Source organism: Planobispora rosea (assembly GCF_014648175.1).
GTDB lineage: Bacteria > Actinomycetota > Actinomycetes > Streptosporangiales > Streptosporangiaceae > Planobispora > Planobispora rosea.
The window spans coordinates 1-12,185 of the sequence record NZ_BMQP01000082.1; the positions used below are offsets into that span (position 1 = coordinate 1).

At 68.2% G+C, this 12,185-nt stretch carries 17 protein-coding genes; 9 read left to right on the forward strand and 8 right to left on the reverse strand.

Going from position 1 to position 12,185, the window contains the following annotated elements; all coding sequences use genetic code 11:
* Positions 1–438: 438 nt before the first annotated feature.
* From IEZ08_RS37950 to IEZ08_RS37985, 8 genes are all read right to left on the reverse strand, one after another.
* The gene (locus IEZ08_RS37950; protein WP_189244116.1) at positions 439–3,042 is read right to left on the reverse strand and encodes a hypothetical protein; all 2,604 of its coding nucleotides are present in this window, start codon (positions 3,040–3,042) and stop codon (positions 439–441) included.
* On the reverse strand, positions 3,035–3,418 hold the full coding sequence (locus IEZ08_RS37955; protein WP_189244117.1) for a hypothetical protein: 384 nt from the start codon (positions 3,416–3,418) through the stop codon (positions 3,035–3,037). The genes IEZ08_RS37950 and IEZ08_RS37955 overlap by 8 nt, the downstream gene beginning before the upstream one ends.
* Complete coding sequence (locus IEZ08_RS37960) at positions 3,415–3,807, reverse strand: hypothetical protein (protein ID WP_189244118.1); 393 nt, start codon at positions 3,805–3,807, stop codon at positions 3,415–3,417. The genes IEZ08_RS37955 and IEZ08_RS37960 overlap by 4 nt, the downstream gene beginning before the upstream one ends.
* A gap of 87 nt (positions 3,808–3,894) precedes the next feature.
* Positions 3,895–4,731: a hypothetical protein gene (locus IEZ08_RS37965; protein ID WP_189244119.1), complete on the reverse strand. Its 837-nt coding sequence runs from the start codon at positions 4,729–4,731 to the stop codon at positions 3,895–3,897.
* Positions 4,732–4,881: 150 nt separating this feature from the next.
* Positions 4,882–5,064, reverse strand: a complete 183-nt coding sequence (locus tag IEZ08_RS37970; RefSeq protein ID WP_189244120.1) for a hypothetical protein — start codon at positions 5,062–5,064, stop codon at positions 4,882–4,884.
* Positions 5,061–5,354 (reverse strand): hypothetical protein, encoded by a 294-nt coding sequence (locus IEZ08_RS37975; protein ID WP_189244121.1) that lies wholly within the window; start codon positions 5,352–5,354, stop codon positions 5,061–5,063. Before IEZ08_RS37975 ends, IEZ08_RS37970 begins: the two co-directional genes overlap by 4 nt.
* 2 nt (positions 5,355–5,356) lie before the next feature.
* Positions 5,357–7,075 carry a hypothetical protein gene (locus tag IEZ08_RS37980; RefSeq protein ID WP_189244122.1) on the reverse strand — a complete coding sequence of 573 codons (1,719 nt, stop codon included), beginning with the start codon at positions 7,073–7,075 and terminating at the stop codon, positions 5,357–5,359.
* A complete protein-coding gene (locus IEZ08_RS37985) occupies positions 7,059–7,742 on the reverse strand; it encodes an NUDIX hydrolase (protein ID WP_189244123.1) in 684 nt (227 codons plus the stop codon). Before IEZ08_RS37985 ends, IEZ08_RS37980 begins: the two co-directional genes overlap by 17 nt.
* Before the next feature lie 392 nt (positions 7,743–8,134).
* Here IEZ08_RS37985 and IEZ08_RS37990 point away from each other — a divergent pair, with 392 nt between their 5' ends.
* The 9 genes from IEZ08_RS37990 to IEZ08_RS38030 form a co-directional block, all read left to right on the forward strand.
* Positions 8,135–9,064 carry a hypothetical protein gene (locus IEZ08_RS37990; protein ID WP_189244124.1) on the forward strand — a complete coding sequence of 310 codons (930 nt, stop codon included), beginning with the start codon at positions 8,135–8,137 and terminating at the stop codon, positions 9,062–9,064.
* Positions 9,061–9,537 (forward strand): hypothetical protein, encoded by a 477-nt coding sequence (locus IEZ08_RS37995; protein WP_189244125.1) that lies wholly within the window; start codon positions 9,061–9,063, stop codon positions 9,535–9,537. Before IEZ08_RS37990 ends, IEZ08_RS37995 begins: the two co-directional genes overlap by 4 nt.
* Entirely contained in the window at positions 9,534–10,031 is a 498-nt protein-coding gene (locus tag IEZ08_RS38000; protein ID WP_189244126.1) for a hypothetical protein, read from the forward strand. Before IEZ08_RS37995 ends, IEZ08_RS38000 begins: the two co-directional genes overlap by 4 nt.
* Entirely contained in the window at positions 10,028–10,291 is a 264-nt protein-coding gene (locus IEZ08_RS38005; RefSeq protein ID WP_189244127.1) for a DUF4031 domain-containing protein, read from the forward strand. The genes IEZ08_RS38000 and IEZ08_RS38005 overlap by 4 nt, the downstream gene beginning before the upstream one ends.
* Positions 10,288–10,434, forward strand: coding sequence for a hypothetical protein (locus IEZ08_RS38010; RefSeq protein WP_189244128.1), 147 nt, complete (start codon positions 10,288–10,290; stop codon positions 10,432–10,434). Before IEZ08_RS38005 ends, IEZ08_RS38010 begins: the two co-directional genes overlap by 4 nt.
* Positions 10,431–10,586 (forward strand): hypothetical protein, encoded by a 156-nt coding sequence (locus IEZ08_RS38015; protein WP_189244129.1) that lies wholly within the window; start codon positions 10,431–10,433, stop codon positions 10,584–10,586. Before IEZ08_RS38010 ends, IEZ08_RS38015 begins: the two co-directional genes overlap by 4 nt.
* Positions 10,579–10,977 carry a hypothetical protein gene (locus IEZ08_RS38020; protein WP_189244130.1) on the forward strand — a complete coding sequence of 133 codons (399 nt, stop codon included), beginning with the start codon at positions 10,579–10,581 and terminating at the stop codon, positions 10,975–10,977. The genes IEZ08_RS38015 and IEZ08_RS38020 overlap by 8 nt, the downstream gene beginning before the upstream one ends.
* A 105-nt stretch (positions 10,978–11,082) precedes the next feature.
* Positions 11,083–11,475: an RRQRL motif-containing zinc-binding protein gene (locus tag IEZ08_RS38025; RefSeq protein WP_189244131.1), complete on the forward strand. Its 393-nt coding sequence runs from the start codon at positions 11,083–11,085 to the stop codon at positions 11,473–11,475.
* Positions 11,476–11,794: 319 nt separating this feature from the next.
* A partial coding sequence (locus IEZ08_RS38030; RefSeq protein ID WP_189244132.1) for a hypothetical protein occupies positions 11,795–12,185 on the forward strand: 391 nt, incomplete at its 3' end.

The window sequence follows — 12,185 nt, forward strand, 5'->3', positions numbered from 1 at the left end:
CGGAGAAGAACTCCGGGAACCGGTCAGAGCTCCAGACGCCTAGCCACCCAGAAGCCTGGACGTCTAGGCGCCTTACCTTGCTCGGTTGAAGCGATCAGGTCACCATTCGTCTTCGTAGACCTCATCCCCGGGAAGCGGGAGAAGATCCGACTCGGGGATGAGGTTCTGAGGGAACTCGGGGAATTGCTGGTCAAGGTCTTCATCGGGAGGAATCGCGGAGCTTGGTCCCTGAGTGCTTGACGAGTTGTTCACGGTGGCTTTCTCCGTCTGGCTAAGGGTTGGGTCTGTCGGTACTGCTTGGAGAGGGGCTCTCAGTGTGGCAGTCGAGCGGTGGAGATCGTTGGGGATTCGGGCGGTCTTCGCCTTTAGACGTCTGGACGCCTAAAAGTGAAGGCGTCTGGGGCTCTAGGCTTCCAGAACTCCAGACGCCTGGACGTTTTAGTCAACGGTCTTGCTGGCTCCGCTTTCCTGCTCCCACCACTGGCGGAGTTCATCAGCGGTGTATTTCCGGCCACGCCCGTACTTGATGCCCTTCGGGAACGGCTTGCCGTCTTGTTCGGCGCGATAGCGCCTCTGCTTCAGGTTGGCGTACGTCAGCGGGACGATGCCCTCATTGGCGGCTTCCTCCAGGGTGTAGTAATGCACTTTGGAAGGCGGGTCGGTAATGGCCTGAGAGACGTTCCCGGAAGGGGCCGGGCCATTGGACGGCCGGTCCTCCTCGCGCCGCCTGAAGGGCAACACCTCCGCGCCCGGGGCCGACGAGGCGGCCGGCGGGGTCTGTCCCCTGTCGGCTGTCTCCTTGTCCCCTCTAATGGGGTAGGGGTGCGAGGATGGCAATCTTGGACGTGAAGGAGACACGCTAGGGGACAGCTCGCGCCGGCCGATACCGGCGTAGTCCAGGAACCACTCGATGTCGTCCACTTCGGTCCGCGGGCCCTGGTATTCCTTATTGGTGCTGCCCTTGACCATAATCCAGCGGCCTTTATGCATCGGCGAGCGGGGAATGGGCCGCGTGCCGACCACGTTAATCCAGCCTGCCGGGTCGAAGTGGGACATGAGCTTAATGCCGTACTGGGCCCGGAGCGAGCCGCCTTTGCCTCCGCTTCCGCCGACTGCATCGGCGTCCATGCGCTGATAGGTGGACACCAGGTGGACATCGAAACCGCCACCTTGGTACAGGAGAAGCTGAATGTCTCGCCAGCCGGGCCACTTCTTCGGGAGCTTATCCCAGCGGTACCGGCTCATAATCTTATTGATGACCGGATTGACGAGGCAGATCTCTTCCAGCTCGTCAGGGAATTCTCGGATCTCGGTCCACCAGTTTTCGATTTCACCGGCGAATTGGTTCTGCTCTTCCAGGTGGAGATAGAACGGACGGAATTCCTCAGCCCCGCGCGGCAATACCATGCGGCGGCGGGTTTCTTCGGCTACTCCGTGGATTGCGGACCACATGAGATCGGGCCTGAGCGGGTCATTGTAAATGGTGACGCCGGGGATGATCTCGCATCCATCGTAAGAGTGAATCTTCGGGTCGACACACACCTGTTGGGCGCCCATCGCGGCAGCACCCAATAGAAAGTTGCGATTCTGCGTACTCTTTCCTGCCTGCGTTCCAGCGGACAGGGCGATATGCGGTGCATCGCGATGAGGAGTGAATACGCGGTGCTCATGACCGGCACCGATTCCCAGGAAGAAGGTCCCGCGACGGGCGTAGCGGAGGATCTCGTCTGCGACGTCTTGCAGCGTGACCAGGTCTGGAGGCTGCGGCTTGTGCCGCAGATGGACCACGAAGGGCTTGGCCTTGGTGGCGGTGCCGGCCCAGTCCCCGCCGAGACGCTCCTCCACGACCCGCACGACCTCGGTGGCCTGCACGGGCCGGTAGCCATCGGGCAGCGGGACCTGAACCGCGGCGGCCGGGTCCTGCCAGTCCTCCGGGACGATGACGCCCTCCAGGATCTCCTCTGCCGGCATACCGAGCACCGGGGAGAGGGCCTCGGTCATGGGGCGCACGACCTCCACGATGTACTCGGGGTCAGGCGGCCGGCGGCGGAGCTGGACGGTGTAGGGCGGGCCGGGCACGACCTCATAGGTCCACTCGCCCCCGAGCCGCTCCCCGACGATCTTCTTGCTCTCCAGAACGTGGTACTCGCGGTAGTCGTCGGGGAGGGGGATGCTCACCTCCGGGTCGGCCGCGGGGTCCTCCCAATCGTCGGTGATGACCATCCCTTCCAGGATCGCCCGGGAGTGGGTGCCGTGCGTGGTGGCCAGCGCCGCGGCAAGCGGCCGGATCACCTGAGTGACATAGAGAGGTTCGGCCGGCCGGTGGGTCAGGGTCAGGGTGTAGGGGCCTTCCGGCGACAGCTCGTAATCCCAGGTGCCTCCGAGGCGCTCGGTGACGATCTGCACGGTTTCATCGATGTGGGGCGGCCGCCAGTGCGGCGGCAGCGCGATGACGATCTGGGCGGCCGGGTCCCTCCAGGCGTAGGGCACCCTCAATCCGGCCCGCATGACCTCGCCGGGCTTTTGGCCGTAGAGGGTGCCGAGTGCGGCAGCGATCGGGTAGACGATCTTCACGATGTGCTGATGACGCTGGACCTTCCGGTACAGCCGCCAGCCCATCAGGGCGGCGATGGCCAGCAGCAGATACCCCAGCAGCAGCCGGGCGTGAGCGAGCATGAAGATCGTGGTGATGATGGTTGGGGCCGGCAGCAGTCGCAGAATGGCGGGTCGGCCGTAGAACGGGCTGTAGCTGGCTTTGCGATCCACCGACTCAGCCGAGCGCCACAGGGTCGCGCCGGTGGCATCGGTGTGGGACAGCACCCCGAGCATCGCGCCGCCGGCCATGACTTTGCGTGCGCCCATGTGCCGGATCAGGCCGACGACCGCCCACACGATGGAGCCCAGAAGCAGGACCGTCCAAAACAGCACCGGGGCGGCGGTCTCCGCCGCGAGGATGCCGTCCCAGATCCACACCAGGACCTTCCACAGCACGAGGAGGAAGCGGCCGAATCCGGCGATGACTGAGTCGAACGTCTCATCCATGAAGGGCTGCCTCCATCCGCCGGGTCTGGATGCCGGCCTCCCATAGCCAGCTTGTGAGCCGTCCTGAGGCCGTAGGAACGTCCACCCATGCCGTCTGTACGTCGGGGCGTCTGGACGTCTCAGCGGCCCATTCAGCGGCTTCCTGCCAGGTCATACGGACCGGGTACCAGCTCATGCCAGCCTCTCCCTTGAGACCGATCGCCAGATCCTCCACCGTCCAGCCGCGGGAGGTGCTGCGGGTCCGCACATACACCCCCGGGCCACCGGAGAGGGCCAGCCGTACCGACAGCACGACCAGCACCACCAGGACCACCACCGTGAGAACGAACGACAACGCGATGACGTTCGGTAGCCATACCTCGATCGTGGAGATCATCTCTCTACCTCCTTCGGGGACTCCTGGCCGGCCACCCACGCCCGGTAGCGCTCCAGGTGCGCGACCTCTTCGGCGGTGAGCACCACGCCGGCCGGCGCGGCGGGCAGGCTCGCGGCCGGGGCCATGGGCACGCCGTAGCCGTACGGGTAGGCCAGGGGTGCGGGCATCACCATCGCCGGCTGCACCTGAACCCCCGCCATGCCGGGCGGCGGCATCACCGGCGCCGGCAACTGGCGGACCGAGGTGACCGGATACGGGGCCGGCGGCTGCATCGGCTCGCCGGCGCCCACGCGCCACGGCCCACACCGCACCGAGAACGCACACGCTCCCAGCACGAGGCCGGCTCCGAGCGCTCCCGCGTGGGTCAAGATCAGTGGGATGATGTCCATTGCTCGCTCTCCTTTGAGGTGGTGGGCAGGAGGGTCAGCGGCCGGGTTGGATCGAGCGCTGACCCTCTGTCCGTTTCGTGCGGTGGATCAGTTGAACGGCGAGGGGTCGATCACGTGCCGATCGAGCCAGTGCAGCCGATCGCGGACCGCCCGAAGCGACCCGCGGTAGTCGGCATCCGGCCGGGACAGCACCGCATCGGCGTAGGAGACGACGTCACCGATCTCCTGGCTGATCCGATCGGGACCAATCGGCAGCCCCACCGGGTTCCAGGACGGGGCGATCATCACGAGGCTCTTGACCTCGGGGCGCTCGGGCGTCGACGCGGGCACCGGAGAGCGGCGATCGAAGATGGTCAGGCTGATCCGCTTACCCACCCCGCGGAAGGCCAGGAGCGACAGGCCGGCCCACACCAGGACGGCGAAGCCCGCGCTGACCCAGCGGCCGGCCATCGGGCCGGCCGCCCACACCATGGCCACCGTCAGCACGCCGTACAGAGTCCAGGCCAGCCGGGCGCCCCACGAGCGCCACAGCCACGACAGGGCGAACACCACGGCGCCGGCCCACAGCCACACCTGGTCGAGCTGCTCCGCGGTGAGAGGGAAGTCGGGCGGGGTGTGGGAGGCGAAGAACGCGCTCGTGCCGTCGGTGATCACGCGGGTCAGCTCCCACGAGCCCACCACGCGCACGCCATCGGTGACCACCCAGGTTGCCGCGTCGTTCAGCACGCCGAACAGCGCCACGAGGATGGACAGCACCGCGATGACGCCGACCAGGGCCAGCAGGACCGCGACCGAGGCCAGGACGATGACGAACGCCTTCGCCTTGGGGTCGGGGTTCTCCGAATCGGTGCCGCGGGCGATGAGTTTCTGCAAGGGAGAGCCCTCATACCAGGACTCCACGCGGTCCAACAGCTCGATGATCATCGGTAATCCTTCCGTCTGGGTGATGATCCGGTGGAGCGGTGGCCGTAGGCGGGTGCAAGGATGCTCTCGCCCGCTTTGGCCGCTATCGGGTGGTCGGTGGGACAGGGGCCGGCGCTGAGGCTGGAATCGACGCGCCGGCCCCCATCGAGATCAGTCATCAGCCCGGACGAGCCGCAACCGTCCGGGGTCCTGCTCCTCATCCATCTGCCAGCCGGAGCCGAAGTGCGCCCTGACCATCGCCAGGGTCGTCTCAGCCGTGTACGGCGGGGCCGGCAGCTCGACGAACACCACCTCCGTGTCGGCGGTGACGACTTCTTCTCTTCCTTCGCTCATGCAGAGATCTCCTTGGTGTTGTTCGTGGCGCGGATGCGGTGGATCAGGGCGGTGAACCACCCCGGGTCCTGAACGGGGGCCGGGGCCGGGGGCGGCTCGGGGGCAGGGTCGGGGTCGGGAGCCAGTGCCCGACACCAGGCGGAATGGTCGTTGGCCTCCCAAGGGCGGGCATAGTTCTCGGTGGCTCCGCACCCCTCGCACTCCCAGCGACCTTCAGACGGGCCGAACCGGGTGTTGGTCCAGATCACCAGGGCGCCGGTGAGGTTCGGGTACACGATCGTCGTACGCATGCTCAGGCCCTCCTCGTCGTCAGCGACACCACGTTGGCGCCGGCGCCCTCAGCCGCGCGGGCCTGCCGGGCTCGCTCACGCTTGATCTCGCTACGGATCGCGTCCTCGGAGACGTAGACGCCATGGGCGTCCAGCCAATCAGTGATCTCGCTGACGGTGGCCCGGAGACCGAGATCGGCCAGGGCATCGCGCACCCACGCGGCTCCGGAGCGCTCCGATCTCACGCGGGCCTCCCAGTCATGCCGGGGGTCATGACCCAGGTCGTGACCCAGGGCCGATGGGTCACTCTGACCCATCGCAGGGGCACCATGACCCACTGTGTGGTCATCTTGACCCACCGGTCCGACAAATGACACAGGAACCGGTGGGGGCAGTGCCTTGAACGTGCGGGCAGATGGGTCAGGCTGCCCCAAGCGGTGCGTCAGGTCGCCCCACGAGGCAACCACCGACAGGTCGCCGTGACCCTGCCGCGGGTCACCCTGACCCGAGCCGGGACCGTCTGGGTCGTCATCGGGGTCACGGTGGGGGTCATCGTGACCCACGCTCCGGCTCGTCAGGTAAGCCAGGATGCGGTCGCCATCGGTGAACACGTCCAGTCCCGCGGGCTCGTCCTCGATCGGATCGGCCGGCGCCGGCGCCGCGTCCGCGGGCTTGGTCTCGGGGACCTCGGAGGGCTCAGACGCTTCCAGCTCTCCAGAGACGTCCAGACGTCCAGGTGCAACGACGTCCAGACGTCCAGGTGCAACGACGTCCAGACGTCCAGGTGCAACGACGTCCAGACGTCCAGGTGGACAGACGTCTATGGCGGGCTCCGAGACGGAGCCGGTCACCGTGACCTTCTCGATGACCCAGGGCGAGGGCGGGTCGAGCGTGGCCAGGGCGCCGGTGTTGTACAGCGCGCTGATCCGGCCGACCAGCTCAACCACGCGCGGAGAGTCGGCGGACAGGCCGGCGTACTCCACCGCGGCGTCCATCGCGCGGTCCAGGCGCCGCGCTGCCCACCGGCGCCGGCGCGTGGCCTTGGCCGGCAGCATGCGCAGCCGCTTCGCCCGCAGCGCCACGCGCGTGATGTAGCGGTCGATCGCCACCTCGGAGGCGTCCCGATCGGTGGGGTCCACCAGACCTATCCGAGCCAGGAACCGCTCAGGGGTGTACCTCCAGGCCATGCGCCGGCGGCCGGTGGCGCGACGATGCTCCACGGCCATGCCCCGCTCCCACAGCCACGCGGCCACGAGGGGCGCGGACAGGCGGAGAACGACCACACCGAAGGTGCTGGCCTCCAGGGCGGCGAGCACCGCCGACAGGCACGTGATCGCCCACACGGCCATGCCGTCGATGCCGGCGCTGTAGTGCTCGCGCATGTTGCGGCGTGCCCGGACAGCACTCGTGATCATCGCGACCTCAAGGAAGGCGAAAAAGCCGATCTTGAAGCCGATGAACAGGTCCGGGAACTCCTGGCTGAAGAACTCCCACATCCCGTGGCCGGCAACCGCAGTGGCGATGCCGGCCGCGAGATAGGTCAGGGCATCCTCGACCCGATCCGCGTCCCTGATCTTCCGATAGGCGCGGATCGGGACCTGGAGGAGGCTGGCCAGCGCGCGAGCCGTACGGCGGGCGATCACGTACGCGAGCCAGAGCAGGACCAGGGCCAGCGCGCCGGCCCCGATCGCGAGCGAGGGGTGAGCCTCAGCCCAGATCCGGATCTCATTCATCAGATTCATGGGGCGCCTCCCCCAGATGGCTGATCAGGTAGCGGTGAACCGGCTCGAACATGCCGGTAAGGAGCTGCTCCGCCTCAGTGAGACTGACCCATCGCACCGCGGCCAGCTCTTCGCGGTCGCCCACGATAACGTCCGTCTTGCCCGTGGGTGAGCACGCCAGATAGATCATGGTCCTGCCCGTCTTGGGGTGGACCCGCCGGCCGATCTCGTGCTCAGCGGCCATCACGCGAAGGCCGGTCTCCTCCTTGACCTCGCGGATCGCCGCATCAGCAGGGGACTCGCCCGGCTCAATCTCGCCGGCGATCAGAGTCCACGGCGGCTTACCGTCCCGACGCTGACCAACCAGCACACCCTCTGAGCTGGTCACGACGGCAGCAACAACGGGAGGGGGCTCGGGAGCACGGGCCTCATGGTCCGCAGGCACATCGGGAGACTCCCCCCTCAGCTCCGTGGCGGTCTCCTCCAGGTGCCTCATCCCAACGCGGAGTAGAGCATCAGTGAGTTCTGCCTTAGTGACCTTCTTTCTGGCGAGGTAGATCGCTCGAACCAGAACCTCGTCAACGGCGGCCGACGTCTCAGCGGTGACCACGAGACGTACGGGGCGGGCATCGGACATGGGCGGACCTCCCGGATCGAGGCCGCTCGGTGTCAGGGTGTCGGTGAACATGTCATCACAGTGACACACACTTCCAGTGAGTGACAATCCCTTGACACTGATTGGCACGGAGTGGAACGTTGATGGAGTAGCAAGACTCCCCATGGAGTCCACTGTCAGCCTAAATGCGGCTGATCAGCGCTGTCACGTCGCCAGCGTCACCGACGTCACCAGCGTCGGCAACGTCGGCAACGGACACACAGAAAAAGGCCCCGCCGTCATCCCTGGAAAAGATCCGGCGGGGCCACCTCAACGAGAGGTGTCTCAATCATGACGGATCAGGCACGATCCGGCGACCACGAGTGGTCGCGAGAGGTTCCCGCCGACCCTTCGTGGGGCGGGGACTCGGGTGGCGCTCGCGCTGCCTATGACCGGCTCCTGGAGGAGCAGTCGGGCGGTGGGCGATGACCACCACCACCGATCACGGCACGGTCTGGGTGCAGGCCCACCGGGCGATCAGCGAGGCCCTGAAGTCCGGCGACGTCGCGGGTCTTCGGGAGATCTTCACTCGGCTCAGCGGTGATCACCTGACCGAGGCGGCCGAGGCCGGCGACATCTCGGGGCTGCTTCGGCTGGGCCGGGTGGCGCTGGCGGAGATCGAGGCGGCTCAGGACCGTACGGGCCTGGAGGTCTACGGCCTCGGTGAGCGCATGGTTCTGGGTGCGTCGATCGATCACGCTCAGGCGTGCGAGCGACAGGCCCAGGTTGCCGAAGCGCTGGTCTCGGAACTGGGCTCGGTGCTGCGGGACCTGGTCAGCAAGGCCCAGGACGCGCACACCATGGCGCGGCTGGCCAGCGTGGCGCTGGTCGAGCTGCGGACCTTCCGCGGGGATCTGGCAGGGCCGCCGGCCGGACCGTGGCGCTTCCTTCGTCTGGGCCGGCGCTCGCGTGGGCGCACGGTCGGCCGGTGGGCTCAGGCTCAGCGGGAGATCGGGCAGAGCTTCACGGCCGGGGACTGTGCGCGGCTGGCGGAGCTGGCCGATCAGCTGACCACGGATCAGGTGACCGCGGCGTACGTGGCCGGGGATCACGGGGAGCTGCACCGGCTGGCCCTGGTGGGGCTGGCGGAGGCCCGTCACTACCGCAACAGCGCCGGTGAGCCGGTGATGGGTGCGGCGGCCTACGACTCCTACATCGAGCGCATCGCCTACGCGTCCCGGGATCGGGACCTGGACGGGCTGGCGGCTTCGGCCGAATGGCTGGCCGGCTACGCCCGGGAGGAAGCCACCGAAGCCGGGGACGCGGGGGCGCTCGCGCGGCTGGCCAGCGTGGCGCTGGTCGAGCTGACGCTGACGCCGGCCGCGCTGGCGGCAGAGGTGGGGGCCGCATCATGACGGGCACCTCCATGCTGCCCCGGACGCCGTTGTGCGCGGCGGATCTGACCTGGTACGCGACGCGCCTGGAGCGGGCGAATGCCCGCCTGGACGATCACGTGCTGGCCTCTACCGGCTGGCTGCTGCGCTCGATGCTCACCGATGCCGCGGTCCGCGCCGGCGATGAGGCAACGCTGCACCGGCTGGCGGTGCTGGCCCTGGCGGAGCTGCGCACCTACGTGGTGCCGGGCACGGGCGGGCCGGCGCTGAGCGCCGGCGAGCTGTCCGCGCTAGCCGATGAGATCACCGAGGTCAGCGAGCGGCACTCCACCGAGGCCCTCGCGCGGCTGGCTTCAGCGATCTGGGCTCGGGTACACGAGTCGGCTCGCCGGCACGCTCAGGTGCGCATCCTGCACCGGCTGGCATGGGCCACGCTGGCGGAGCTGTCCGTCTACCCGCCCGCGCTGCTGATGGCCGGGGTGGTGACGGTATGAACATCTCCCGACTGATCATCACGTGGCGGGTGGTCAAGGTCACCGGTCCGTGGGCGCTGGCCGTCGTGCTCGGGGGCGTGCTCGTGGTCGCTCCCCGCGAGGGCGCCGGCGAGCCGGTCAGCTCCGAGATCTCCACGCTCGTGCCGGTCGGCATGAGCGTGGACGGGCCGGCCCCGCTGCCGACCGGGGCGGATGGCAAGCCGCTCCCGGAGTTCGCCGATCAGAGCGGGCCGGCGCCGGTCGAGCCGGCCCCCGAGCCGACCGGCCGCAACGGGAACCCTGCCCCGGAGCCGACTCTGGCGCCGGCCCCGCTGCCCACGGGTGCGGACGGCAGGCCCCTGCCGGGATTCGCGAGCAAGCCGGCGCCGGGGGCGCCTACCGGTGAGAGCGCTCCGCTTCCCACCGGCCCCAACTGGGAGCCGGCCCCCGAGCCGACCGGTAACGCCCGGTGGGCCGGGGCACGAGCCGGCGCCGTGGTGGGAGGTGTGCGGTGACGGTCTACGTCGATGACTGGAGGCAGCGCGCCAAGGTCGGATCGATCAACGCCAAGTGGTCCCACCTGGTAGCCGGGGATCAAGACGAGCTGCACGCCTTCGCCACGCGGCTGGGGCTGCACCGGTCCTGGTACCAGGGCGGCCGGCGTCCGCACTACGACGTCACCGACTCCATGCGTACGCGCGCCATCGCGTTGGGCGCGGTGGCGATCTCCTGGCGGGACCTTCCCCGGCTCCGCCGTGAGGGGGCGATCCAGTGATCGCGCAGATCCGGGCGGTGTGGAAGGCGCTGCCCTACATCCTGCTGACTGCCCTGATCATCGCGGTCGCCTGCCAGCCGGACGAACCGCGCCGGCCGGCCCCCAGTACCACGACGTCGGAGCTCTCCAGGAGCGCCCGATGATCGGCAGCGCGGTCCGGGCGATGGTCCGGGCCGCGCTGCGGTGCGCGCTGATCACCGCGGTCCTGGCCCCGGTGATCCTCCCGGAGTCGGCCCCGCCGGCGGGGGAGGTCCTGATCGTGACGATCTCTGCCCAGGGAGGCAGTGATGAGTAAGCAGCTCGTGACGTGCGTCGTGGTGACGTGCTCCAGGTGCGGCGAGGTCAACGACGACGGGGAGGAGTCCTACCACTTCCCCTCCCTGGAGGCGGTCAAGGCCCAGCGCGAGGACCTGTTCCACGACTGGCGGTGGAGCGATGAGGAGACCCCCGACATCTGCGGGTCTTGCGTCGGTATCGAGGCGTGCGCGGAGAGCGGTCACGTCTTCGGCCCGTGGTGGTCGTGCTGGTGCAAGCGCCACCTGGAAGGCCCCGAGCACACCCACCAGTGCCAGCGCATGCGCTGGTGCGAGCGCTGCCGGCACGGCGAGAGCGAGCCGCTCCCGACCGAGTCGAACGAGCCGACCGAGTCGGGCGGCACCGAGGGGACCGGGATCGAAGAGAGGTGATCGACGCAGCAACCGAAGTGTTCGACCTGTCGCGGCGGGAGGAGATCGCTCTTCCGCCGCGGCGGCATGTCCTGACCCGTGCCGTGATCGTGGAGGTGCAGTGCCATGGGCCGCATTCGTGCCCGCTTTTGGGACCCGGACGGGGAGCGCCACAGCATCCCGACCTATCCGTGGAAGATGGCGCCGGCGCATCTGCTGACCCGCCGGCAGCTCGCCGCGCGGAACCTGACGCCTGGACGTCAGGGCGTCCAGGCCCAAGTGCTGTGGGCCTCTCGCTGTTCGGGACATCGAGACGGCGTGCGGGCCGCCTACCTGTACGACGTGGCTCAGGCCCGACCTAAGCGGCCGGCCACCGTGCGGCAGCTCGCCGCGCTGGAGCGGGCGATGGCCGCGCGCCGGCGCTGTCCGCAGTGCGGGACCGATGCCGGCTACGTGTTGTCGAAGTACATGGAGACCTGTCTGAAGTGCGCCATCTCTCCCGAACGGAGTGCCGCATGAGCTTTGCGCGGGTCTGCCGGAAAGCGCCACAGCCCCTATCGACACGCGGGTTTGAGCCGCCACAACCGGCCTTTACCAGGCGTAGGCTAATTCCTCACAGACAGCAAGAGGCCCCGCCGGGTTCCGGAGTTAGCAGCTCCGGGGCGGGGCCCCTCAATCAGTTCTCAGGGAGAGTCTACGTGACGGTGTCCCATGTTTGGCTATTGGCCAGCCCTGCCCGTGTCGTGATCCGGCGGAGGCGGCACACGGCACCCCTGACCAGCACGAGCGGTATCCCCTCGGGGGATCACCGTAGCTTCCGGCAGCAAAGGCGCAGGCAGTGACGTCGCCGGCGGTCATCCCGCTGCCGATCCGGGGCCTGAGAAGGGTCCCGGGCTCGCCGGGATACGCCTACCGGCTCGATCCTCCCGAGGTGTGGGAGGTCAAGAAAAGCGGGCCTGACCCGATCCCGATCTACGACAGTCCTCGGTTGCCGTGGTGCCCGGAGGTCTCCCGGCACCTGGTGACGACGGACAGCCAGGGCACGGGCATCACCTCGCGACAGGTGACGATCACTGTGGGTGAGCACACCGCGACCCTGCCTCTTGATCAGGTCGCGGACGGCACCTGCTGGAACAAGAAGTTCGTGCGGATCAAAGGGCGGGCCGGGCGGGAGATCCGGGAGGTTCTCTTGAACATCGTTGAAGATCAAGCCTTTGAGCTTCCGCTGG